Annotated in this window: 17 protein-coding genes; 14 read left to right on the top strand and 3 right to left on the bottom strand. The window is 37.1% G+C overall.

Annotated features, from left to right (window positions below; genetic code table 11):
- The first annotated feature begins 10 nt into the window (after window positions 1–10).
- The 4 genes from J0M15_01070 to atpC are packed head-to-tail and all read left to right on the top strand — an operon-like array spanning window position 11 to window position 4,282.
- Entirely contained in the window at window positions 11–1,540 is a 1,530-nt protein-coding gene (locus J0M15_01070; GenBank protein MBN8535617.1) for a F0F1 ATP synthase subunit alpha, read from the top strand.
- A 2-nt stretch (window positions 1,541–1,542) separates the two neighbouring features.
- Entirely contained in the window at window positions 1,543–2,424 is an 882-nt protein-coding gene (gene atpG, locus J0M15_01065; GenBank protein ID MBN8535616.1) for an ATP synthase F1 subunit gamma, read from the top strand.
- 16 nt (window positions 2,425–2,440) lie between these two features.
- Window positions 2,441–3,844, top strand: a complete 1,404-nt coding sequence (gene atpD, locus J0M15_01060; protein ID MBN8535615.1) for a F0F1 ATP synthase subunit beta — start codon at window positions 2,441–2,443, stop codon at window positions 3,842–3,844.
- A 27-nt stretch (window positions 3,845–3,871) separates the two neighbouring features.
- Window positions 3,872–4,282 carry an ATP synthase F1 subunit epsilon gene (gene atpC, locus J0M15_01055; protein MBN8535614.1) on the top strand — a complete coding sequence of 137 codons (411 nt, stop codon included), beginning with the start codon at window positions 3,872–3,874 and terminating at the stop codon, window positions 4,280–4,282.
- A gap of 1 nt (window position 4,283) precedes the next feature.
- On the opposite strand, the gene J0M15_01050 is transcribed toward atpC, so the two are convergent.
- Entirely contained in the window at window positions 4,284–5,960 is a 1,677-nt protein-coding gene (locus J0M15_01050; protein ID MBN8535613.1) for a glycoside hydrolase family 3 protein, read from the bottom strand.
- A gap of 21 nt (window positions 5,961–5,981) precedes the next feature.
- Here J0M15_01050 and J0M15_01045 point away from each other — a divergent pair, with 21 nt between their 5' ends.
- From J0M15_01045 to J0M15_01035, 3 genes are all read left to right on the top strand, one after another.
- The gene (locus J0M15_01045; protein MBN8535612.1) at window positions 5,982–7,208 is read left to right on the top strand and encodes a hypothetical protein; all 1,227 of its coding nucleotides are present in this window, start codon (window positions 5,982–5,984) and stop codon (window positions 7,206–7,208) included.
- Window positions 7,209–7,313: 105 nt separating this feature from the next.
- Window positions 7,314–7,862, top strand: coding sequence for a hypothetical protein (locus J0M15_01040; GenBank protein MBN8535611.1), 549 nt, complete (start codon window positions 7,314–7,316; stop codon window positions 7,860–7,862).
- An 8-nt stretch (window positions 7,863–7,870) separates the two neighbouring features.
- The gene (locus tag J0M15_01035; protein ID MBN8535610.1) at window positions 7,871–10,537 is read left to right on the top strand and encodes a hypothetical protein; all 2,667 of its coding nucleotides are present in this window, start codon (window positions 7,871–7,873) and stop codon (window positions 10,535–10,537) included.
- A 3-nt stretch (window positions 10,538–10,540) separates the two neighbouring features.
- Here the strand turns inward: J0M15_01035 and mfd are convergent, their stop codons facing one another.
- Window positions 10,541–14,191, bottom strand: coding sequence for a transcription-repair coupling factor (mfd, locus tag J0M15_01030; GenBank protein MBN8535609.1), 3,651 nt, complete (start codon window positions 14,189–14,191; stop codon window positions 10,541–10,543).
- A gap of 341 nt (window positions 14,192–14,532) precedes the next feature.
- Here mfd and J0M15_01025 point away from each other — a divergent pair, with 341 nt between their 5' ends.
- The 7 genes from J0M15_01025 to J0M15_00995 are packed head-to-tail and all read left to right on the top strand — an operon-like array spanning window position 14,533 to window position 21,903.
- Entirely contained in the window at window positions 14,533–14,904 is a 372-nt protein-coding gene (locus J0M15_01025) for an NADH-quinone oxidoreductase subunit A (GenBank protein ID MBN8535608.1), read from the top strand.
- Window positions 14,905–14,917: 13 nt separating this feature from the next.
- Window positions 14,918–16,045 carry an NADH-quinone oxidoreductase subunit H gene (locus J0M15_01020; GenBank protein MBN8535607.1) on the top strand — a complete coding sequence of 376 codons (1,128 nt, stop codon included), beginning with the start codon at window positions 14,918–14,920 and terminating at the stop codon, window positions 16,043–16,045.
- Window positions 16,046–16,060: 15 nt separating this feature from the next.
- Window positions 16,061–16,609: an NADH-quinone oxidoreductase subunit J gene (locus J0M15_01015; protein ID MBN8535606.1), complete on the top strand. Its 549-nt coding sequence runs from the start codon at window positions 16,061–16,063 to the stop codon at window positions 16,607–16,609.
- Entirely contained in the window at window positions 16,596–16,922 is a 327-nt protein-coding gene (nuoK, locus tag J0M15_01010; GenBank protein MBN8535605.1) for an NADH-quinone oxidoreductase subunit NuoK, read from the top strand. The genes J0M15_01015 and nuoK overlap by 14 nt, the downstream gene beginning before the upstream one ends.
- A gap of 14 nt (window positions 16,923–16,936) precedes the next feature.
- A complete protein-coding gene (gene nuoL / locus J0M15_01005; GenBank protein ID MBN8535604.1) occupies window positions 16,937–18,868 on the top strand; it encodes an NADH-quinone oxidoreductase subunit L in 1,932 nt (643 codons plus the stop codon).
- Between the two features lie 10 nt (window positions 18,869–18,878).
- Window positions 18,879–20,429: an NADH-quinone oxidoreductase subunit M gene (locus J0M15_01000; protein ID MBN8535603.1), complete on the top strand. Its 1,551-nt coding sequence runs from the start codon at window positions 18,879–18,881 to the stop codon at window positions 20,427–20,429.
- A 10-nt stretch (window positions 20,430–20,439) separates the two neighbouring features.
- Window positions 20,440–21,903, top strand: a complete 1,464-nt coding sequence (locus J0M15_00995) for an NADH-quinone oxidoreductase subunit N (GenBank protein MBN8535602.1) — start codon at window positions 20,440–20,442, stop codon at window positions 21,901–21,903.
- On the opposite strand, the gene J0M15_00990 is transcribed toward J0M15_00995, so the two are convergent.
- Window positions 21,900–23,102, bottom strand: coding sequence for a patatin-like phospholipase family protein (locus J0M15_00990; protein ID MBN8535601.1), 1,203 nt, complete (start codon window positions 23,100–23,102; stop codon window positions 21,900–21,902). The two genes, J0M15_00995 and J0M15_00990, sit on opposite strands and share 4 nt — an antisense overlap.
- Between the last annotated feature and the right edge of the window lie 318 nt (window positions 23,103–23,420).

Here is a 23,420-nt window from a genome sequence, read left to right as displayed (position 1 = left end):
GCAAGTTACAATGGATATGAATCAGGTTAGAGCCGATGAAATTAGCAGAGTTCTTAAGGAGCAAATAAATCAATTCTCAAAAAAAATAGAAGTTAGCGAAGCTGGAAGTGTTCTTTCTGTTGGAGATGGTGTTGCCAGGGTTTATGGATTAGAAAATGTGCAGGCTGGTGAGCTTGTTGAGTTCAGCAGTGGCGTTCAAGGAATGGTACTAAATTTAGAAGAAGGTTATGTTGGTGTCGTTATATTTGGTGAAGATAGATATATCAAGGAAGGCGACACAGTTAAAAGGACGAAAAAGATTGTGGAGGTTCCCGTAGGCGAAGCCCTTTTGGGAAGGGTTGTCGATGCGCTTGGAAATCCGATCGATGGAAGGGGTCCTTTGAATACTCCTCACTCGCGAGTTGTTGAGTTAAAAGCTCCTGGAATTGTTTATAGACAACCCGTTCATGAACCTTTGCAAACGGGCATCAAAGCTATTGACTCAATGATCCCCATTGGAAGAGGACAAAGAGAGCTTATCATTGGCGATAGACAAACGGGAAAAACGGCGATTGCGATTGATACGATTATTAATCAAAAAGGACTAAACGTTCAGTGTTTTTATGTGGCAATTGGGCAGAAACAATCAACCGTTGCTTTGGTGGTAGAAAAACTGCGAGCAGCGGGATCATTGGAATATACTACGGTTATTGCGGCAAACGCATCAGATGCAGCTCCTCTTCAGTTTTTGGCAGCGTATTCTGGAACAGCTATGGCTGAATACTTCAGAGACACGGGTCGACATGCTTTAATTATTTATGATGATTTAACTAAACAAGCTCAGGCCTATCGTCAATTATCATTGTTATTAAGAAGACCTCCAGGTAGAGAGGCTTACCCTGGGGATGTGTTTTATCTTCACTCTCGATTGCTTGAAAGAGCGGCCAAGTTATCGGATGACAAAGGTGCAGGTTCGTTGACCGCACTTCCCATCATTGAAACTCAGGCAGGAGATATTTCTGCATATATCCCAACGAATGTAATTTCAATTACCGATGGTCAAATTTTTCTTGAGACGGATTTATTTTATAAAGGAGTCCGTCCAGCTATTTCGGTTGGTAAGTCGGTGTCCAGGGTTGGTGGGGCTGCCCAAATCAAAGCAATGAAAAAAATTGCGGGAACTATAAAACTAGAATTAGCACAATACAGAGCCCTTGAAGCTTTTGCGGCTTTTGCATCTGATCTGGACAAAGCTTCTCAACGACAACTTGCCAGAGGAAGAAGACTTGTTGAATTGTTGAAACAAGGTCAGTACCAACCATTAAAAGTTGAAGATCAGGTTTTATCAATTTATGCAGCTACCAATGGATTTCTAGATGAATATCCAGAAATTGAAGTGAGAAGATATGAAAAAGAAATGCTTGAATTTGTAAAACACAAACATTCAGGGATATTAAAATCAGTTTCTGAGAAAAAAGAACTTACAAAGGATAACGAAAAGCTACTTCAGGATGCATTGATTGAATTTAAATCTATCTTCCAAGTAAATCAGAAGAAATAATTATGGGAAGCTTGAAAGATATAAGGGCTCAAATAGAGTCTACTAAAAACACACAACAAATCACTAAGGCCATGAAGCTGGTTTCAGCTTCTAAACTGAGAAAGGCTCAACACAATATAGTGAACATGAGGCCTTATGCGTTGTCTTTAAGAAGAGTGATTTCAGATATTTCAGTGACTCAAAAAATATCTCATCCGTTGATGCAAAAAAAAGAAAATCCTAAAAAAATTCTTTTAGTTGTATTAACTTCAGACAGAGGTTTGTGTGGAGCTTTTAATACAAATATTAACAAATACGCTGAAAAATATTTCAAAGAAAATAACAGTCAGTTAGAAAAAATAGATTTTTTCTTTATTGGCAAAAGAGGCGTGGATCATTTTAATAAACGATCAATAAAACCAATCGACTTCATTGTTAAGTTGGATAAAGATATTTCCTATGACCTTGCTGCTCATGTTGCAGATAAGCTTTTGAAGCAATATTTATCAGGTGAATATCATGAGATCAGATTGGTTTATAACGAATTTAAATCAGCAATCTCACAAAATGTCGTGTGCGAAACCCTTATTCCCATTGATGTCAGTTTAAGTTCATTTAATGATGAAAAAAACATTCAAAAATTTTCTAAAGATTTAATTTTTGAACCGTCAGCAAAAGAAATTATTGAAGAACTATTGGTAAAACATTTTGATTTGCAAATATACAGATGCATGTCTGAAAGCGTTGCTGCCGAACATGGAGCAAGAATGACAGCAATGGAAAATGCTTCAAATAACGCAAAAGAAATGATCGCTAAGCTTTCTTTAACATATAACAAATTAAGACAAGAAAAAATAACCACTGAATTAATCGAAATTGTAAGTGGAGCAGAGGCTTTGAAATAAAATTAAGGAGCAATTAATGGCAAATGGAAAAATAAAACAAGTTTTGGGTCCCGTTGTGGACGTTGTGTTTGAGGGTGGAGATCTTCCAGCGATCAACTCAGCATTAAGAGCGACAAACTCTTTTATTTCAAATAAAGATGAAAATTTGGTCTTAGAAGTAGCGCAACATTTAGGTGATAATGTTGTTAGAACGATTTCAATGGACTCCACAGAGGGGTTAGTTCGTGGCAGCAAAGTAACTTATACAGGGAATATGATTATGGCCCCTGTTGGTAAAGAGGCTCTTGGTAGAATTATCAATGTTATTGGAGAGCCTGTTGATGAGGCGGGTCCTGTTAACACAAAAGAAAAATGGCCAATTCATAGGAGCGCCCCCAAATTCGAAGATCAAGCCACAAAAACAGAAATGTTGATGACGGGGATTAAAGTAATAGATTTATTAGCCCCTTATGCAAAGGGTGGGAAAATTGGCTTATTCGGAGGCGCCGGTGTTGGTAAAACAGTTCTCATTCAAGAATTGATCAGAAATATCGCCACCGAACATGGAGGCTATTCTGTTTTCGCTGGTGTTGGAGAACGAACAAGGGAAGGAAACGATCTTTGGAGAGAAATGAAAGAATCTGGAGTTATCGAAAAAACAGCTCTAGTTTTTGGGCAGATGAACGAACCTCCAGGAGCAAGAGCTAGGGTTGCGTTGACAGGCCTAACGGTTGCAGAATATTTCCGAGATGTTGAAAAACAAGACGTTTTATTTTTCGTAGATAATATTTTTAGATTTACTCAAGCAGGTGCAGAGGTTTCGGCTTTATTGGGTCGTATCCCTTCAGCCGTTGGTTATCAGCCTACTCTTGGAACCGAAATGGGGAACTTACAGGAAAGAATTACTTCGACTAAACAAGGCTCAATTACTTCTGTACAAGCTGTTTATGTTCCAGCTGATGACTATACAGATCCAGCTCCGGCGACGACATTTACCCATCTAGATGCAACAACCAACCTAGATAGAGATATTGCCGCTCTTGGGATTTACCCTGCGGTTCACCCCTTAACATCCACATCAAGACTGTTGGACCCTCAAGTTGTTGGCGAAGAGCACTACAAGTGCGCTCGGGATGTTCAAGCTTTGTTACAAAGATACAGAGAGCTTCAAGATATTATTGCCATTCTTGGTATGGATGAATTGTCTGAAGAAGATAAGCTCGTTGTTACAAGAGCTAGAAAAATACAAAGGTTTTTGTCGCAACCGTTTTTCGTGGCGGAACAGTTTACAGGAATGCCGGGTAAGTATATAGACATCAAAGACACTATCAAAGGATTTAGAGAAATCCTAGATGGAAAACATGATGAACTTCCAGAACAGGCATTTTATTTAGTTGGAACCATTGAAGATGCTATTGAAAAAGCTAAAAAACTTGTATAGTGAAACAAATTTAAAAGGTTATATCAAATGTTTAAACTGACCTTAGTGACCCCTGAAAAAAAAATTATAATGGATCAAGAAGTTGAATCCGTCGTAGTGCCTGCAAACCGAGGAGAGCTGAATATATTAGGAGGGCATACTCCTCTTATTACCTCCTTGGAAACAGGAATTGTTAAGTGGAAAGAAAAAGGGAAAGAAACTTACAACCATGCTGTTGTTTCTTGGGGTTATTGCGAGATTTTTCCAGGTGGTGTGGATATATTAGCTGAAATAGCGGATCTTCCAGCTGAAGTAGATGTCGAAGAGTGTAAACGCTATATTGTGTCAGCAGAGAAACGTTTAAATTCCGAAATTTTGAATGATGAAACTTTTGAAAGCGTTACTAGAGAAATAAATCGAATGCGAGCCGATCTAGAAATTTCTAAATATAAAAATTAAATTATTCTTTGTAGAAAGAATTCTGTTTAAATTTTTTAGATACCAGAAGCGAAAATTCTTGTAGGCGACTTGAAAGAGCTTCTATGTCGGCGGAAGCAAGTCCATAAAAATCAATGACATTAAAAAATTTATCTCTGTTTTTAAGCGCTGACGGGTGCGTGTAGTTAAAAACTACAATTTTTTTATCCTTACTTGGAGAAAAGGCATTTAACAAGCGGACTTGTTCGAAATTATCAACAATAAGAAAAAAAACTTCACAGGGACATTTTTTAAAAAAACTTACAAACTCTTCTGCGCTTGTATTTTGTGGTAATTTAAAACCAAGAAATTGATGAAAGTTTGGAAACTTAAATTTATCAAAAATTTTATTTAAATTTGAAACAACACAAAATTTATTCTTGGAGTTTTTTGAGTTTAAAAGCAGTTCAGGATTGAGAAGTGCGGTATTCACTTTTGTCGTGAAAATATTTTTTTGTACTTGATTTAGAACACGAATATCATCTGTCTGAAATTTTTTAAATAAGAGATTTGATTTTTGATGAATATTCTTTTTAAGAGAAAGAATTCTCAATACTTTTTCGTTAACAAGGGCAATTGGCAATTTTCCAGAGGAAACCGCGGATTTAACCAAATTAAAGGCTTTAGTTTGATCAGTTAAAGACCAAGAAAGCATGACAATATCTGCTCCCGCCATGAGGGCTTCCAAGGCTGCCTGTGATGGACCAAAGGAAGCTAAAGAAGAGGCTTTCATTTGCAAATCATCTGTTATAATAACTCCAGAAAACCCTAAACGGCTCCGAAGAAGATCTTTAATAATAAACTGAGAGAAAGAAGCAGGTTTTAGTGAATGATCAAGATTTTTGTAAACCATATGGGACAACATCACTGCAGAATTCGGACCTAATTTTGAAAACTCTTTGAAGGGTTTTAAATCGAAAGTTTCCAAATCATTTAAAGAAGTATTTCGACTCGTAAAAGAAGTATGAGGGTCATTCCTCGAATTGCCGAGCCCTGGAAAATGTTTTGCCGTTGGAATAACGCCATTGTCTAATAGACCTTTAGAGTAGGAATATCCAAGGGTGGATACCTTTATGGGGTTATTTCCAAAAGATCGAAGAGAAATAAAACTGCTTTCCGTCGAATCGGCAAGATCTAGAACAGGAGCTAAATTTAAATTAAAACCCAATGAGGAAAGCAATTCAGCTGTATATTTTCCAAACTGGTAAATTAAATTGGAATCTTCAATATTTCCTAATTGAAAAAAATAAGGCATTTTGGGAGTTGTTTCAATACGTGCTACATTACCGCCTTCTTGATCAACAGCCAGCAAAGGGGGCACACTGAGCTTTTCAACTGAATACTGGACCAATTCGGAATTTAATTTTTTTAAAGAGACTAAGTCAGTAATATTTCGCTTAAAAAGAATAAATGAACCTATTTTGTTGATTTGAATATGTTTTTTTAGTTTCTGGTCAAAACTGTTTTGTGGAAAACCAACAATAAATAATTGTCCAATTTTTTCATCTAAACTCATTTGGGATAGAATTTTTTCAGCTGAGGAATCTGAAAATGATCGAGTTATTTCTTGAGTCATAGCTAGCGAAAAGTTCTGAAATTGAGAGATCAGCGATAAATATAATAATATATTTTTAATTTTTACCGTAAACTCAGAAGACATATAATAAGATATCGGTAATAAATGAAAACAAATGAGACAAAAAATAAAAATTTTTATAAAAAGGACCTTAGTCTTAAGGCGCGATTTTTACTCTCATTTTTTTTTATTACGGTAAGTGGCACGGTAATTTTCCCTGTTACAAAAGCAGTTGCCATAGAAAAAAGTAGCACAGACCGTTTAAAAGCAAGCAAAGACGAAGAGGATGACAATGCTGTAGAGAATGATAGTGAAAGTGATAGTGACAATGATCAGAAAGAGGCTGATGAACAAGGAGATGACAAAGCCGCGGCAGACGACGCAGACGACACAGACGACACATTAAATGCAGAGAATGAAGAGAACTCGGACACTGTGGATAAAGAAGAAACACAAGAAGTTGCCGAGGAAACCGAAAAACATCAGCTAGAAGAAAAAAAATTAGAAAGCGTTGAATCCAAAACCATAAGCGATATAGATCAAAGCACTGAAAAAAATATCGATCAAAGTATAGAACAACGTTTAGATCAACGTATGGATCAATCCAATAATCAAAGTATGGATCAAAACAGGGATCGACGTCTTGATCCTAAACCGAGAGAAGAGCTTGTTGAAGTCATTCCCTATCAAGGGAATGTTGAAGTTTTGAAATTTAAAAATTACGAAAACTACAAAGAAAGAAGAACCACTAATGGCTTTATGATGTACTTGGGATCTGAAAACTTATATTTCGCAGACTATGTATCTCAACATGATCAGCTACTTTATGAAGAGCTTTGGGGAAATGAAGATCTAACAGTACCGGAGCTAAATTTAAACTATAAATTTAATTTTCTACTCGGAAGCTTGACCTTTGGACTTGGTTTTGGTCAAGGATCCTTGCTCGACGACAGAATTGGAGACGAACGGACCATTGCCATCGAGAAAATAAGCGCGAGCATTCAATTTCTGGCAGATAATCTGATGCGGGAGCCTTATTTTGTTCCTTACCTAGGAGCTTCTGTGTTTCGGTTTAAGGTATCTGAGAATGTAAAAAGCGTTGAAAAGTCTTATGAAGACACATCGGATGTTGGGTATTCATTTACCGTTGGATTTTTAATACAACTTAATTGGATAGAAAAAGAAGTTTCTAAACAGGCTTACTTAGAGCATGGTCTTGAAAATACATATTTAGATTTTCACTGGACCAAACATGAAAATCCTAATGATGATCCAAAACCAAACTTAGAAAGTGACATCAACTGGGGCGCTGGACTAAGAGTTGAGTTTTAATCAAAACGTCAATTAGATGGTTAAATAATATTCAAAATAAAAAATAATCGGATAGAATAAAGAAAGATAAAAACTTATTTTTTATCATTATAGGTGGGAAAATTTATGATGGCGTATTTTAAAAAAAACAAGGCGAAGAGTCTTGGAGTTCTTTTTTTAATTATTACGTTTGGAGTTCTTGTCAGAGCATCCAAAAAAAGTGATTTTGAATATCATCCTCCAAAGGACTTTGAAGCTAAAACAAATTTTTTTCCCGATTTGCTTCCAACAGAATTTCATTCTTTGGGGAAAAAGAAAATAGACATTTATATTATGCCTGAACTCAAAACCGCAAAAGGTTCTCCTAAGACTATGGAAGGGAAGATCCATCCCGAATTCCTTCAAGGAAAACAGGAATTCAATTTTAAGTTTGGAGTAAAGGATTGGAAACTTGATAATTACAAATTTCAACCAACTCCTGTGGGAGAAAAATTAGAACTTATGGGAAGTTATAAAGGAAATCATGGAGACACCAAAGTATTTATTGAACATTATTATTTTTCAAAAGACAAGAGGGCCAGATCCATTCACCTCATATATCCTCAATCTGCAGAGAAAAGAGCCATAGAAGAGGCAAAAAACAGTCTACATAACTTTAAGCCTGAATTTGAATAGGAAATATAATGAAAAATAAATTTTATATAAGTTTAATTGGTAAGATATTTTTGGTTCTAGTGGAACTAGCACTTGGATTTAATGCCTATGCGGAAGGGATAGAAAAAAACTTCTATACGGAAGGCGTACTCAAGACAAAAGAATGTGGTTATGACGAAGCAAAAGGAAAATCAAATCCAGCCAATGGGATCAATCAACAAGTATTGGCGAAATTAAATGCCTATATCAGAGAAGAAGAAGTCGAAATAAATGGGCAAAAAACCAAAGTTAAAGGAAGTCTAACTAAAAATGAAGATATAGAACATTTAGGCGAAAGAATTTTTGATTTTGAAAAATTGCAAACAGATATATTAGATTTAAAAAACAAGAAAATGACGGATTGTTTGTTTCTTCTTCATACTGTTGCTATGGAAGAATGGAGGTCCTATTTTCAGAAACTGTCAAATGATTTTGGCTGTGAAATTGAGGCAACTAGAAAAGAATCGTTTTGTAGTCCAAATGAAAAGACGCTAAAAATTGACTGTAAAGTCATTGAGTCTGAAGTAAATGATTCGATGCCAGGATTTTCAATAACAAAATTGGATTTCTCTTCAGATAAAAGTAAGAAAAAAAATACCTGTAATAAAACAGAGTCTGGAAAAGAACTATTTCAAACGATTGTTGATGGTCTGGGGTATTTGAAGGAAACTAATAATACATTTTATGACAAGGTAAATACAATCATACAGAGCCAAATGAAGGAAGCCATAGACAAGGTTGGTCAGGCCGCGGGGAATTCAGATCAGGGAAAAATTGACGCCAAAGAGACAGGAAGGAACTCACCTACAAAATCTGAGGCTGGAATCTGTGCTGATGGTAAAAATTGTCCAAGCGGAACAAAAAACCCAACAGAAACAAAAGAACTTGCAGCAGAGGCAGAAGAAAAAGCTTGTTGTGATAATATTTCAAAAAATTGGAATTCGTTGGGCTTTTCTGCAATCAAAGGCTCGAAACCATCGGATCGCTTATGCCAAGATATGTTCGATAAAGAATCCAAAAAAGATACTTTGCCTTTGATTCAGCAATGTATAAGAAATTTGGGCGCTTCTTTAATGATAAATGGAATAAACTCATTTCTTGACTTTTTTTCGTTTGGCTGGATTACAAGCATACCCATGCTTTTGTCTGAACTAAAAGAAAAACCAATAGAAACACTAACTAAAGTTCTACAAGAGTTGGTAGGTTGGGATTCGGCTCTAATGTCTTGTGTGAACGACAGCACGAAGATTGAATTGGGTTGCGCCATGTTGGGGAAATTTGTTGGTGGCAACGTCGGCTTTGGCGCTGCCATGGGAGGAATGATTAAGTCTGGCGCGGTTGTGGGAGCAAAAATAGGTGCTAAGATTGCGACTAAATCCGCAGGGAAATTTAAGGCAGAGGGAAAATTAGAAGCCTTTCGCAAAGGAATTGCGGAGAACCAGACAGCGGGAAAAGGGTTAGTTGCTGAAACTCTGAAAGGCATAAAATCTGGCTTCAAGGGCGGTTTAACAGCGTCTCATTTACCTTTGACCTTACCTTTCAAACTGGTTGGCTTTAAAATATATAATGGCAAGACAGCTCTTGGTATCGCAGGAGCCACAACAGGAGCAGCCATTAACGCTGTTGGTGGATCGACTCTGAAAGGGGTTGGCGGCGTGATGGCAAAAAGTTCTAAGCCTCCAATAAAATCCGCAGGTGATACTTTGAAAGAAGTAGGTCAAGGAAGAGTTGAAGCTGCCAAAGAGTCAATGAAGAATCTAAAAGATAAAAACTATGAGATTAATAAAGGACTTAACGAGGTTAAAAAGGTTGAAAATGAAATTAGAGAAATTCAAAACCAATATTTTGAAAAAAATAAAGAATTGCAAGAATTTTTAGAATCCAATGCAAAACCTAAAGATCCTAAAAAAACTCAAATTCCCGAAAATAAACCAAGTTTTAAAAACACTAAGGATGCCTTAGAGTATGAAAAAAAGGCAAGGGAATTGAAAGATCTTAGTAATGAAATTAATACCAAAACAGTGATGGCTCAAAAGACATTAGATGATCTATTCAAAGGTAAGAAAATAGAGAAAATAAATTATATTATTGAAGAGCAAAGAAAATATATTGAAGATCTGAAAGGGCAAAAATCAAAAGACAGTAACGCTAACAGTGAAAAAATCGATAATCTAATAAGCGATACTCAAAGAGAAATTAAAAAATTCGAAGCAGAAAAAACTAAATTACTAGAAGAACAGAAAGAAATTCAAAATCAAAAGAAATTTAAAGCGGTAACAACGACAGGAACTATAATCGGTGTATCGTCTCAGCAGGCGGAAAAGTTAAAAGAAAGCTCAAAATCAAGCAAGGGAAAACCAAAGGAAGTGGGAGATAAAGTTCCAGGAGAAATAGAGGCACCAAAATCGCAAGATGGTTCGGGTAATCAAACGCCACCACCACCGCCAGCCTCAGCACCGGCAGCGGTTTCACCGACGGCCGCGACACCGGCTGTGGCACCCGTAGAGGTGCCGGCAGTTCCAGCTCCAAGCGCAGCAGCAAAACCTCCAGCAAAGGCACCGGTAACGACGTCAACAGTTCCAAAAGCAAAGCAAGGTGAGGTGGAGATACCGCCACCACCACCACCTCTTTCTACAAATGACGATCCAGGTCCGTAGGAATTAAAATATTCCCATACGGCGGATGAGTTTGGTTTGCGTGGGCTGTTGAGGTGGTTTTGGGTTTTTGGGGTCGTTTCCCTCCGAGACAGCTAATAAATATTTAAGCTCTTCGTACACTTGAGACCAGCCGATGATTTCTAAACGGATATTTAGTCTGTTGTCGGGAGTTAGCGAGTATTTTTTAGTTTCTCTCATGGCAAGCTTGATCGCTTGCTCTGGAGAAAGTTTAGATTTTTCAGTGAAAACAAGGGAAACAGTTTTAACTCCGGCACTCACGTCTCTAACCCCTAAATCCTTGCAGAGCTTTCTTACAAGCATAACACCTATGAGATTAACGACAGGTTCTGGTAGAGGTCCAAACTGATCTTGCAATTCATTTTCAATTTGCTCGACATCGGATTCGAATTTAATTTCAGCTAAGGCTTTGTAATAGCTTAGCCTCATTCGGATATCTGGAATATATTTATCTGGAATCATTGCGGAAATTCTTAAGTTAATTTCTGGATCTAATTCAAAATCATCTACCTCTTCGCCCTTAGCTCTAGAAATGGCGTCATTAAGTAAATCCATATACAACTCATAACCAACAGAGTTTACATGTCCAGACTGCTCATCTCCTAAAATATTACCAGCACCACGTAACTCAAGATCATATTGAGCGATGCGAATACCACTGCCAAGTTGAGTGTTTTCCTGGATTATTTTTAAGCGTTCTTGGGCCTCTTTATCTAATTGTCGACTTCTTGGTAACAGGAGATAGCAATAAGCGCGTTGTTTAGACCGTCCCACTCGACCTCGGAGTTGATAGAGTTGAGATAGGCCAAACAACTGAGCTTGGTCAATAAACATGGTATTGGCTCGCGAGACGTCCATGCCCGATTCCACAATGGCTGTGCTGATGAGCACGTCGATGTCATGATTAAAAAAAGCCAAGGTGGTTTTCTCTAACTCTTCTTCATCCATTTGCCCATGAGCCACTTTAATTCGAGCTTTAGGAACAATCTGTCTGATTTCGTCAGCGACTCCATAGATTGTTTGAATTCGGTTGTGGATGAAATAAACCTGACCTCCACGATGAATCTCTGATTCAATTGCCTTACGGATGGTTTCAGCTTCCCATTTGCAAATGAAAGTTCGGGTGGGCAGTCGATCCACAGGAGCGGTGTTAATTAAACTGAGATCACGAATGCCAACAAGACTCATGTTCAAAGTTCTTGGTATTGGTGTCGCTGAAAGAGTTAAGGTGTCTACGGAGGTTTTTAATTTTTTAATTTTCTCTTTGTGGATGACTCCAAACTTTTGTTCCTCATCAACGACTAAAAGTCCTAGCTCTTTAAAGTTTACATCTTTTGAAAGTATTCGATGAGTGCCAATTAAAATATCGACACGTCCTTCTTTTAGATCTACGAGGGTTTTTTTCGCATCAGCGGTGGAAACAAAACGGTTGAGCTCGCGGATTTCAATGGGCCAACCGTGGAAACGTTTTTTGAAATTTTCGAAATGTTGGAATGTTAAAATAGTAGTAGGGGCTAAAATGGCCACTTGTTTTTTACTTTCCACAGCAAAAAAGGCTGCCCGCATGGCCACTTCCGTTTTTCCAAAACCAACATCTCCACAAATTAACCTGTCCATTGGTTTAGAGGAAGACAGGTCTTTAATAATATCATTAATGGAGCGCAATTGATCATCTGTTTCTTGGAAGGGAAATCCTTTTTCAAAAAGTTGAGCTTCTGATTCACTCAGTTTAAAAGGAGGGCGGTGCATTTCGGCTCGCTTGGCATAGAGAGCTAGCAACTCGCTAGCGATATCTTTAAGATGATTCTTAACTTTAATTTTTGTTTTTTCCCAGCTGGTTCCACCCAGCTTATCTAGTAGGGAAGTGGAAATGCTGCTTGAATATTTTTGTAGTTGACTGACACGATAGACAGGAAGGTAAAGTTTATCTTTTTCTTTATAAGAAAGCTGAATAAACTCGCTTTCCACGCCGTTGATATTCATTACCTTAAGACCTTCGTACTGGCCGATTCCATGTTTGATATGAACAACCAAATCGCCCGGCTTCAAATCGCCAAAATTAAGACGTTTGGCTTGTTTTTGGAAGTCCTCAGCACCTTGAGTAGAGCGGATTCGGTCTTTTTTTCCGAAGAAATCCTCTTCACGCAAAAAAATGATTTTTTCTTCTTCAACACGCAGGCTTTCACTTAGAAAACGTGGAATAAGATGAATAAGGTGTGGATTAAATTCCTGTTCGCGGCACCAGCTGTCCCAGCAATAATCTTCATTAGAGACTTTGCCAAACTGAAAATGAATTTGATCTAAAAAGTGTTTGAGTCTTTCGGCTTGGGCGGTGTTTCGTATAGCCACAAATATTTTATAATGATCTTTTTTCCAATGGTTTAGTTTGTTTGACAAAGAAATATTCCAGGCCTCTGATCCTGGCGTTGAGGCCAAAGAAAGATTGGAAAATTCTTGTGTCGTAAAAGAACGATATTCAATTCGACAAGGAGATTCAGAGCCCTCATCAAAGTTTGTGTTTTTAAAATCGATATTTGAAAAAAATATTTTTTTCAAAATAATGTTTTCATTTAACCCACAGAAATCTGCAGAGGATTCACTGGTGGAAGAAATCCAAGCGGGATTAAAAAAATCTTCCAGTTTTGGTCTGATCAATGAATTTTCAGAATTATTGAACTCAGTTTTGAGTTCTGACAAAGAGTCATCACTTATTTTTTGAACCTCAATGGGATCTACAATCCAAAGGTTTAAAGAAGTTGCAAAATGTTCAATTGGCAGAGATGGCTTTTCATAAAAACAAGTAATCAAAAATTCGATGCCAGGAAAGAAGTTTTTTTGCACTAAAGAGCGAGAAATGTCGTCGACTTCTTCATTTGGAATAACTCTTCCTTGGGTAGAAGCTTTAAATCTCGAGACCAAGTGCTCATACTCATTGTCTAAGTATAAAATCTCTTTTGCAGGTGTTAAAAGAAAACTATCGATAGCGGTTTCACTTTTTAACGTCGTAGGAGAAAAAAATCTAAGCGTTTCAATCTGGTCACCAAAAAGCTCGACACGGACAGGAAGTTTTTCTCCTGGGGAAAAGATATCGACAATTCCGCCACGAATGGCAAACTGGCCCACATCTTCAACCATAGGTGCCGATTCATAGCCCAAATTTATTAAATGAAGAGACAAATTTTCAGGTAAAAAGTCTCCTTTTTTATACAATTTATTGGATTCAATCAAAACATCCACGGGGATTGATTTTTGTTGCATACCCAAGTAAGACGCGACAAAAATTTCGCCCTTTCTGGCGTTTTGAGCACGGCTCATAAAGAGCATTCTCTCTTTAATTATTTTCGGAGAAGGGTAGACTCCTGAATAGGGGGAGACATCGAATTCTGGTAACACATAGCAAACTTTGCTTGGATCAAAAAACTCAATATAATTGATTAATTTATTTGCATCATTAGAGTTGCTGACAATAACTAAGTGAGGGAGCGCGTGAATTTGTTTGCTGTGTGATTGACTTAGAAAGAGAGCAAAGGAGAGTAGCGAGGAAGATCCAATGATTTGAACTTCTTTTTTCGAAGGACCATCGAAAACCCTTTCGAGCTGGGATTCTAGATTTAAATTAAGTGGCTCAAATTTCATAGAGATTCTTTCGAAAAAATATTGTCCAATTAAGTAACAAGTCAGAGCGTGTTTGAAAAGTCTTAAATCTTCGTTCTCGTCGATCGGACTCCCTGCGACTTAGCTGTGCTAAGCCTCAGCCTCCTTTCTCCTACGGCCTCGATTTAAGTTTTTTCAAACAGGCTTCTAGTGGTTGCCTCACAATAAAAAATTTGCCGCGGCGCCACTCGTGCAAATTGCATATTGCTTGGTTTTCTAAGTAATGGAAAGTATAACTGAATCTTGTTAAGTTTCGAAATTAGAAAAGGTAGAATCAGACCCTATAATTTTTGGAGGACAGTATGAACTCAGTGGCCGCAGGCATGCCCTTAGGTGGCGTCGTTTTCATGTCAGTTTTTATTGCTATATTTGGTACCATATTGATTATCCTTGCTCGTCTAATCGGTGGAACAAGAAAAAATAATTCAGATGTAAAAAAAGAAATTTATGAGTGCGGAATACCGGTTCAAGAAAAACGTGAGACGAAAGTTTCTGTTAAGTTTTATCTGACAGCAATTCTATTTATCTTGTTTGATATTGAAATCATTTTTATGTACCCATGGGCCGTCACCTTTAGGGATTTTATTTCTTCTGGACAAGGTGCTTTTGTGTTTATTTCAATGATGGTATTTTTGAGCATCTTTATTTATGGTTTATTTTGGGAGATAAAATCAAAAGCGTTGGAGTGGGATTAAATAGGGAGCGATTATGGGAAATGATTTTTTTGAAATTTCAATTAATTTAATTAAACTTGTTGTCGTTTTTTTTATGATTGTTCAAGCTGTGCCTATTTTGGTTTGGGTTGAAAGACGAGGCTCTGCTTTTATTCAAAATCGACTTGGACCAAACAGAATTGGTCCCTTAGGTTTGATGCAACTTCTTGCAGATGCTGTAAAATTTTTAACTAAAGAAGATTTTGCTCCAGATAAAGCGGTGAAACCTTTGTTTTATGCGGCTCCTATTTTTGCTTTGATTCCTGCGGCTCTAGCGTTTGCGGCCATTCCACTTTCTGTTCCTTTGAGTATAGGGGGTTATGTATTCCCTATTCAGGGTTATGAAATGAACGTAGGAATTGTTTTTATTTTGGGAGTGTCGGGTCTTGCTGCGTACACTATTTTAATGGCCGGTTGGGGTTCTGGCAGTAAGTTTTCTTTATTGGGGGCCTTAAGGGCCAGTGCTCAAGTTATCAGTTATGAATTAGCATTAGGACTCTCAATTGTTGGAGTGATCATGCTTTTTGGAACATTTAATCTCACAGAGATGATAATGGCACAACAGGGGACCTTGGTCTTCCACGCGTTTGGCTATAAGGTGAGTTCTGATTTTTTACCTAATTGGGGAATTTTTTTTCAACCCCTAGGCGCCATCTTGTTTTTTGCAGCTACTTTTGCTGAGTCAAACAGATTGCCATTTGATTTAGCAGAAGGAGAAGCTGAAATTGTTGCTGGATTTCACACGGAATATGGTGGCTTTAAAATGCTTATGTTTTTTATCGGAGAGTATGGACATATGATTTTGGGATCTTCATTGATGATTATCTTTTTCTTTGGTGGTTATGGATTGCCTGGAATTACCATTGAACAAGTAAGACAGTGGGCCGCTGGATTTGCTGACTCACCGGGGGGAATCAGTCTTATAACAACATTGGTTCATTTTTTGTGTTTCACATTAAAGTTAGCTTTCTTTTTATGGATTTTTATTTGGGTTAGATGGACGTTGCCAAGATTTAGATATGATCAATTAATGGACTTAGGTTGGAGAACAATGCTTCCTTGGGCCCTTGGAAATACCATTGTAACAGCAATTATAATTTATATGACATCAGTAGTGATTTAATATTTGGAGAACGCGATGATAACAGATGCAATTTTGTTTTGGTTTTTAGCTTTCGTTGTTTTGTCTAGCGGATTGTCGGTAATTTTATTTACAAATCCAGTTTATTCTGCGCTTTCTTTAGCAATGACAATGGTTGGTGTAGGAGCAATTTTTGTAACACTTGGAGCTTATTTTATTGCTGGAGTTCAGTTGATTGTTTACGCCGGGGCAGTGATGGTATTGTTTGTTATGGTGCTGATGCTGTTTGATTTAAAATCAGAGCTTCAAGCATTCACTGCGGGTAAAATATCTGGAACCATTAAGCTTGTTTCTATTGGAGTTTTGTCGGGACTCATCGTTGGTGGGATAGTAATGAGTCAGGAGAATTTCTTTAAATCTCAAATAAAAACTCAAAATGCAGCAAATAGCGCAGTGATTAGCGAGGACAATTCTAAGGCTCTAGGTGTGGCTTTATTTTCAAAACATGTATTCGGTTTTGAAGCCTTAGGAGTGTTATTAACAGTTATCGCCGTGGGAACAGTTGCCTTGGCTAGAAGTAAAGGGGGAACGCATGCCAAACACTAATTTTATATTAGATATTGGACTTCAGCATTATCTTATTTTGTCGTCTTTGCTTTTTGTGATGGGAATGGCGGGAGTCTTATTAAGAAAAAATATTATCGTGATTTTGATGTCCATAGAGCTCATGTTGAATGGCGTGAATATTTCATTTATCGCATTTAGTAAATATCTTCATAATATAGATGGCCAAATCATGGTGTTCTTCGTAATGACTATTGCTGCAGCGGAAGCGGCTGTCGGTTTGGCAATCGCGGTGACAATTTTTAAAAGATTTAAAGAAGTTAATATTAGATTTTTTGAACACTTACGTGGTTAATTATTGAGGTGAAAATGGATCATTCGTTGTTAATGGCAGTTTTGTTATTAAGTCCTCTTGTTGGATTTTTAATAAATGGAGTCAGATATAAACAACCAACAGCTAACTTATCAGGGGGTATCGCTACGGCAGCGGTGGTGGTATCTTTTTTAAGTTCCCTATTTTTGGTTATTGATCTTGTTGGGATGCCTGCAGAGACGAGAAAAATTCAAATTTCATTTTTTGAATGGATTATGGTCGGAAAATTTAAAGTAAATGCTTCGTTTTATTTAGATCAAATTAGCGCCATCATGATTTTAGTTATTACTGGGGTGGGCTCTTTGATTCACTTGTTTTCCATTGGTTACATGCACCACGACAAGGGTGTTACCAAATATTTTTCTTACTTAAATCTATTTATTTTCAATATGTTGATATTGGTTCTGGGCGATAGCTTGGTAACTATGTTCGTTGGATGGGAAGGCGTTGGTCTCTGTAGCTATCTTTTAATTGGATTTTGGTTTAATGACAAAGATAAAGCCGCAGCGGGAATGAAGGCTTTTATTACCAACAGAATCGGTGATGCTGCTTTTTTAATTGGGATGTTTGTGCTTTTTGCAACATTTGGAACGCTCAATATTCAAGAAATGAATTCTTTGGCGCCAACAATGGTTGAGGCTTCTTGGTTTGGCGCTTTAACCTTGGGGACTTTGCTTTTATTTATTGGGGCAACTGGAAAATCTGCACAAATTCCTTTGTATGTCTGGCTTCCAGACGCCATGGCAGGACCCACGCCTGTTTCGGCGCTTATCCATGCTGCCACGATGGTGACTGCCGGTGTGTACATGATTGTGAGGCTAAATCCATTATTTATTATGGCCCCAAATACCATGATGGTTATTTCCTTGATAGGAGCCTTGACGGCGGTCTTGGCGGCAAGCATTGGAATCACTCAATGGGACATAAAAAAAATCCTAGCCTATTCAACGATTTCTCAACTTGGTTATATGTTTTTAGCTGTGGGGGTTGGAGCTTTTGGAGCGGGGATGTTTCATTTGATGACTCATGCTTTTTTTAAGGCGCTCATGTTTTTGGGCTCTGGTAGCGTTATTCATGCTATGCATGAAGAACAAGATATTCGAAAAATGGGAGCGCTTAAAAAATATCTTCCAGTGACTCATTTAACTTTTTTTGTGGGTTGGTTGGCAATTATTGGAGTGCCTCCTTTTGCGGGATTTTTTTCTAAGGATGAAATTTTGTGGATGAGCTTTCATTCTCCATTAGGATCTCCAGCATTGTGGGCTTTGGGCGTGCTTGGCGCCTCAATGACGGCATTTTATATGACGAGATTGATGTGCTTAACATTCTGGGGAAAGTCCCGAGTATCAAAGAGTGTTCACCCCCATGAATCGCCAGCCCTGATGACGGTGCCTTTGATTATTCTTGCCATATTGAGTTTAGTTGGTGGATGGATTGGCATTCCTGAAGTGATTGGTGAAAGTCTTGGGCATCTTCCAAATGTGTTGGGAGAATGGTTGTTGCCGGTGATTCGACCAATTCCAAATTTAATCGAGGCTGATCATGGTCAGGAGTGGGGACTCATGGGCGTCTCTCTAGGGTTTGCTAGTATTTCAGCATTTATCTCATATCGTTTTTATGTAAAATCACCTGAAATTCCAGAAAAAATTGCAAATTCGATTAAACCTTTTCATTCATTAGTTTCTAAAAAATATTTAGTTGATGAGTTTTATTTTAAAGTGATTATTGATCCTTTAGTCTGTTTTTCAAAAAGATTATGGTTATACATAGATGTGAATTTTGTAGATAAAACGACTTATATTATTAGCGATATTGTAAAAGGCGGTGGCGGCATTGTTCGAGCCTTACAGACTGGAAATTTACAACAATATGCCATGTACATAGCCATAGGATTAGTGATTGCTCTTTCGATTATTATCATGAAATAGGGGAAATGAAATGTTACTTTCAACCATTGTTTTTTTGCCAATTATTTTCGCTTTTGTTGTTTTGGTTTGGCCTCAAGCTAAAACAATCAGACATATTGCTTTTATATTAAGTTTGCTTGAGTTTCTTATAAGTTTAATTGTTTTAAATAAATTTGATTCAGGTACGGCACAATTGCAATTAGTTGAAAAACAAATGTGGATTGAACGTTTTGGAATTCAATATTTTCTTGGAATTGATGGGATATCTCTTTGGCTTGTTTTGTTAACAACGTTCTTAACACCGATTATAATTCTGGCAAGTTGGAATTCCATTGATAAAAAATTAAAAGGTTTTCACGTGGCGATGTTCGTTCTTCAGTCAGCTATGCTTGGTACCTTTTTAGCCATGGACGCCGTTTTCTTTTATGTTTTTTGGGAGCTTTCATTAATCCCTATGTATTTTATGATTGGAATTTGGGGTGGCTCGCGCAGGATTTATGCGACTATAAAGTTTTTCATATTCACCATGGCGGGTTCAGTTTTGATGTTGATTGCAATTATTTACCTCATGTATTTAACTCAGCAATCATCAGGACAAATGAGCGCTAGTCTTCTTGAATTTTACAAAGTTAGAATTCCATTTGTTGGGGGTTCTATTTTAAATTTACAATCCCTTTTGTTTTTTGCATTTGCTTTAGCGTTTGCAATCAAAGTACCTGTTTGGCCAGTTCATACGTGGCTGCCAGATGCTCACGTGGAGGCGCCAACTCCTGGGTCTGTGATTCTTGCCGGTGTGATGTTAAAAATGGGAACCTACGGTTTCCTAAGATGGGTCATTCCATTGTTTCCAGATGCTGCTGAATATTGGGCTTGGGTATTTCTGGTTTTAGGAGTTATTGGAATTATCTATGGTGCTCTTGTTGCTATGGTTCAACCAGACATTAAAAAATTAGTCGCTTATTCTTCTGTTTCTCACATGGGTTATATTATTGTTGGACTGTTTGTCTTTAATGAGTATGGAATTACTGGCGGATTATATCAGATGTTGAACCACGGTGTTTCCACAGGAGCTTTATTTTTGTTAATTGGAATGATATACGAAAGAACGCATTCAAGGGAAATTTCTAAGTATGGTGGACTCGCAGGAGTTCTACCTATTTTTACAATTTTCTTTTTTATCATCACGCTGTCATCGATTGCTGTTCCAATGACAAATGGATTTATTGGAGAGTTTTTAATTCTATTAGGCCTGCATCAGGCGAAACCAATTTATGCTTATTTCGCTGTCAGTGGTGTGGTGTTTGGTGCCTCGTATATGTTGTGGATGTTTAAGCGAGTTTTTTTTGGAGAAAAAGGAGAGCTGGTCAAAGATATTCATCATCCCCTGAAAGATCTGAGTCTTCGTGAGATTTCTATTTTGACCCCTCTGGTTATTTTGGTTTTTTGGATGGGGCTTTTTCCAAATCAATTTTTAGATTATAGCAAAGCCAGCGTGAAACATTTAGTTACCAATAAAAATAGATATTATTTACAAATTGAAGATATTAAATCTGGAAACCTTAAACAAATAGAAAACAAATAAAGGTAGCAAAATGAAAATAGATATTGGTATGGCAGATATAATTAGAACTTCTCCTATGATTGCAATTTTTTTAGCTAGCTTAATTCCGCTGACCTCAAAATTATTTAATAACAATAAAGAGCCATCAAATTTAATCACCCTCATAGAGGGAATTGGTGGTCTTATTGTGGGATTAGTATTATTAGCTGTTTTTGGCGGAAGCGGGGAAACCGCATTTAACAAAGTATTGGTTTTTGATTCGATTTCTTTTTGGATGGGAATTATCGCCATTTCCTCTGCGGGAACAGCAATTATCATGATGTATGAAAACCCAGCAACAAATGGAAATCAATTTTCAGAGTTAGTATTTTTAGCACTTAACTCCGTAGTAGGAATGCTGATTCTTGTTTCAGCATTGGATTTATTGACCGTTTTTATTGGTTTAGAATTGATGTCATTATCATTGTATTTAATGATTGGGATGAGCCACGAAGAAAAGCTTTCAAAAGAGGCTTCATTTAAATATTTTGTATTAGGAAGTTTTGCGTCTGCAATATTTTTGTATGGAACTTCATTTATTTATGGAACAACTGGTTCAACAAATGTGGGGTTGTTAATGCAAGACGCGATGGGGTTGGTACAAACAAATCGGTTATTCTTGTTTGGAATTTCATTAGTGATTTTAGGGTTTTGCTTTAAGATTTCGATTGCTCCTTTCCATGCTTGGACTCCAGACGTTTATCAAGGGGCCCCAACTCCACACACGGCCTTTATGGCAACAGCTGTTAAAGTAGTTTCTTTTGCTGCTTTATTGAGAGTTGTTGCTACGAAATCATTAGCAGCTTCGGATGGATTGTTTATGGTGCTTCAATGGCTTGCTGTGATAACTATGTTAGTTGGAAATTTAGGGGCTATTGTACAAACAAACTTAAAAAGAATGTTGGCATACTCGAGTATTGCTCATTCGGGCTATATTCTTGTGGGTGTGATTACTGCGGGCGTGAGTGATGCGGGATTTTTTGGTGCCTCTTCTGTTGTTTTTTATCTCTTTAGTTATTGTGTGATGACATTGGGGACTTTTGCTATTGTTTCTATTTTAGAAAAATCAGACGACGATATCATAACTATTGATAACTTAAAAGGTCTGGCTCATAAAAAACCTATCCATGCATTTTGTTTTTCTTTATTTTTGATCTCACTTGCAGGACTTCCTCCAGCATTAGGGTTCTTTGGAAAATTTTATTTATTTAATGCAGCTATTGGTGAAGGATTAATTTGGCTCGCTATTTGGGGGGTTATTAATTCAGTAATCAGCGTTTTTTATTACTTAAAACCCATTGTTTTAATGTATATGACTGAAGGGGAAAGCGATATTGCTGGGCATAGTTTAAATGCGACCACCGTGACAGTTTTAGCATCAGCTGCTTTTATTGCTGTTTTGGGTGTTTTGTCTGGACCACTTTTCTCAGCAGTGGAAAAAAGTTTTATAAATTAAATATTTAATTTTCTTAAGGTATTAATGCCTGATTTAAAGCCAATTTTAAGAATTCTCTCTAAGATTTTTGGATTTAAACTGAAGTGGTCCACCAAAAACATTTCATAATTTTGTGGTCGAGGCGTGATGTTAATATAATCAACTTCGGGATTAAACTTAAAGCGTGCTTTATAAATATCGAGTATTTTTTGACGGTGTTCTTCAGGAAGAGAGTTTTGTTTGAAGTATCCATCAATAGTTTTGTAAATATGCTTAAGGGTATTTTGCCATTCTATATGTTTATGCGTTTTTTGTTCCAATACTTGATAAAGTGCCTGATTTAAAATTACAGGAATTCCGTAATTATGTAGGCTCCCAATTTCTGGAGTATAATGGTAGGGCTGCATCGAAAAGGACGAGATAACTAAGTCACATCCCATGTCTGCTGCAATATGAGCGGATAAGGTTTCTCTAATTTCACCATCATAATAGTAGCGCTCTTCTCCATTTTGATTATGTAAATTATAAGGTGAATATATAGGAGGCAGAGCAGTACTACAAGCAACGGCTTCGCTGATACTTGCATAATTAATATGTTTTGTTGAGGGAGTTTTGATATTATCTTTAAAATTTCCAAATATTACTTTTCGAGTATGATTAAGCTGTGTCGAAACAATATAGAGCTCGGCATTTAGGCTAGAAAAATCATTTTCGACCAAAACATATTGTCTTAGATAACGCTCAATTCCAGAAGTTGAGAACAGACCATTCAGCTTAAATCCATTTTTTATCAAAGACTCAAGCCCTCCAGTGACTAAGGACTTTTGTAACCATGATGTCGGCATTATGGATAACCAACTTTTTTTGTTGAGATTGAATAGTCTTCCATAGGTCAAAGGTTTGAGTAGTCGGAAATTACTTGGTGGATATTCAGGACTTTCGCCGATGCCTATTTGGAAAGCCGTGATTAAAGCTTCAACTGGATATCCAGCAGCTAAAATAGTGCTTATAAAGGAACCAGCACTTGATCCCACGTAAAGTTGAATAGTCAAAGGGGATGATGGAGCGGCCGTGTCCTTTCTGACCAAACTTTTAGATCCACCGCTAAAAACGAATCCTTTTTCTTTTAAGGCTAAACAGACACCAATGTGGAAAGCGGCAGCTTTAATTCCACCGCCACTCAGCACAAGGCCAATCTTTTTTTTATTTTGAATTTTAATGTTCATTCTGACTAAGTAGACTAGCACTAATAATTATGGCTAATCAATTGGATATCCAACAATTAAGTAAACTAATTGAAGCTTGATCAGGTCCTTAGTTTAGATTTGATGGGTATTCAAGAGATTAGTCACAAGAAATTTGACTTAGGATAATCAATTAGCTTAAGTTAATCTAAGAATAGTCAAAGCCACCACTTTAATGACTATTCAAAAACCGCTAAGTTGTTGGAGCGATCTCCCGCAACAAGATGAATAATAAAATGAGCAAGCAAAACAAGAAATAATTTCGACTTTTGTTTGCTCATTTTGAAACTAAAA

The sequence above is a fragment of the Deltaproteobacteria bacterium genome, assembly GCA_017302835.1.
Lineage (GTDB): Bacteria > Bdellovibrionota > Bdellovibrionia > Bdellovibrionales > Bdellovibrionaceae > UBA2316.
This window is presented reverse-complemented; position numbering and strand designations above follow the sequence as displayed.

Bases quoted from the DNA above. Each gene is read 5' to 3' on its own strand.
- J0M15_01070 (MBN8535617.1), top strand. From the start codon at position 11: ATGGATATGAATCAGGTTAGAGCCGATGAAATTAGCAGAGTTCTTAAG.
- atpG (MBN8535616.1), top strand. From the start codon at position 1,543: ATGGGAAGCTTGAAAGATATAAGGGCTCAAATAGAGTCTACTAAAAAC.
- atpD (MBN8535615.1), top strand. From the start codon at position 2,441: ATGGCAAATGGAAAAATAAAACAAGTTTTGGGTCCCGTTGTGGACGTT.
- atpC (MBN8535614.1), top strand. From the start codon at position 3,872: ATGTTTAAACTGACCTTAGTGACCCCTGAAAAAAAAATTATAATGGAT.
- J0M15_01050 (MBN8535613.1), bottom strand. From the start codon at position 5,960: ATGTCTTCTGAGTTTACGGTAAAAATTAAAAATATATTATTATATTTA.
- J0M15_01045 (MBN8535612.1), top strand. From the start codon at position 5,982: ATGAAAACAAATGAGACAAAAAATAAAAATTTTTATAAAAAGGACCTT.
- J0M15_01040 (MBN8535611.1), top strand. From the start codon at position 7,314: ATGATGGCGTATTTTAAAAAAAACAAGGCGAAGAGTCTTGGAGTTCTT.
- J0M15_01035 (MBN8535610.1), top strand. From the start codon at position 7,871: ATGAAAAATAAATTTTATATAAGTTTAATTGGTAAGATATTTTTGGTT.
- mfd (MBN8535609.1), bottom strand. From the start codon at position 14,191: ATGAAATTTGAGCCACTTAATTTAAATCTAGAATCCCAGCTCGAAAGG.
- J0M15_01025 (MBN8535608.1), top strand. From the start codon at position 14,533: ATGCCCTTAGGTGGCGTCGTTTTCATGTCAGTTTTTATTGCTATATTT.
- J0M15_01020 (MBN8535607.1), top strand. From the start codon at position 14,918: ATGGGAAATGATTTTTTTGAAATTTCAATTAATTTAATTAAACTTGTT.
- J0M15_01015 (MBN8535606.1), top strand. From the start codon at position 16,061: ATGATAACAGATGCAATTTTGTTTTGGTTTTTAGCTTTCGTTGTTTTG.
- nuoK (MBN8535605.1), top strand. From the start codon at position 16,596: ATGCCAAACACTAATTTTATATTAGATATTGGACTTCAGCATTATCTT.
- nuoL (MBN8535604.1), top strand. From the start codon at position 16,937: ATGGATCATTCGTTGTTAATGGCAGTTTTGTTATTAAGTCCTCTTGTT.
- J0M15_01000 (MBN8535603.1), top strand. From the start codon at position 18,879: ATGTTACTTTCAACCATTGTTTTTTTGCCAATTATTTTCGCTTTTGTT.
- J0M15_00995 (MBN8535602.1), top strand. From the start codon at position 20,440: ATGAAAATAGATATTGGTATGGCAGATATAATTAGAACTTCTCCTATG.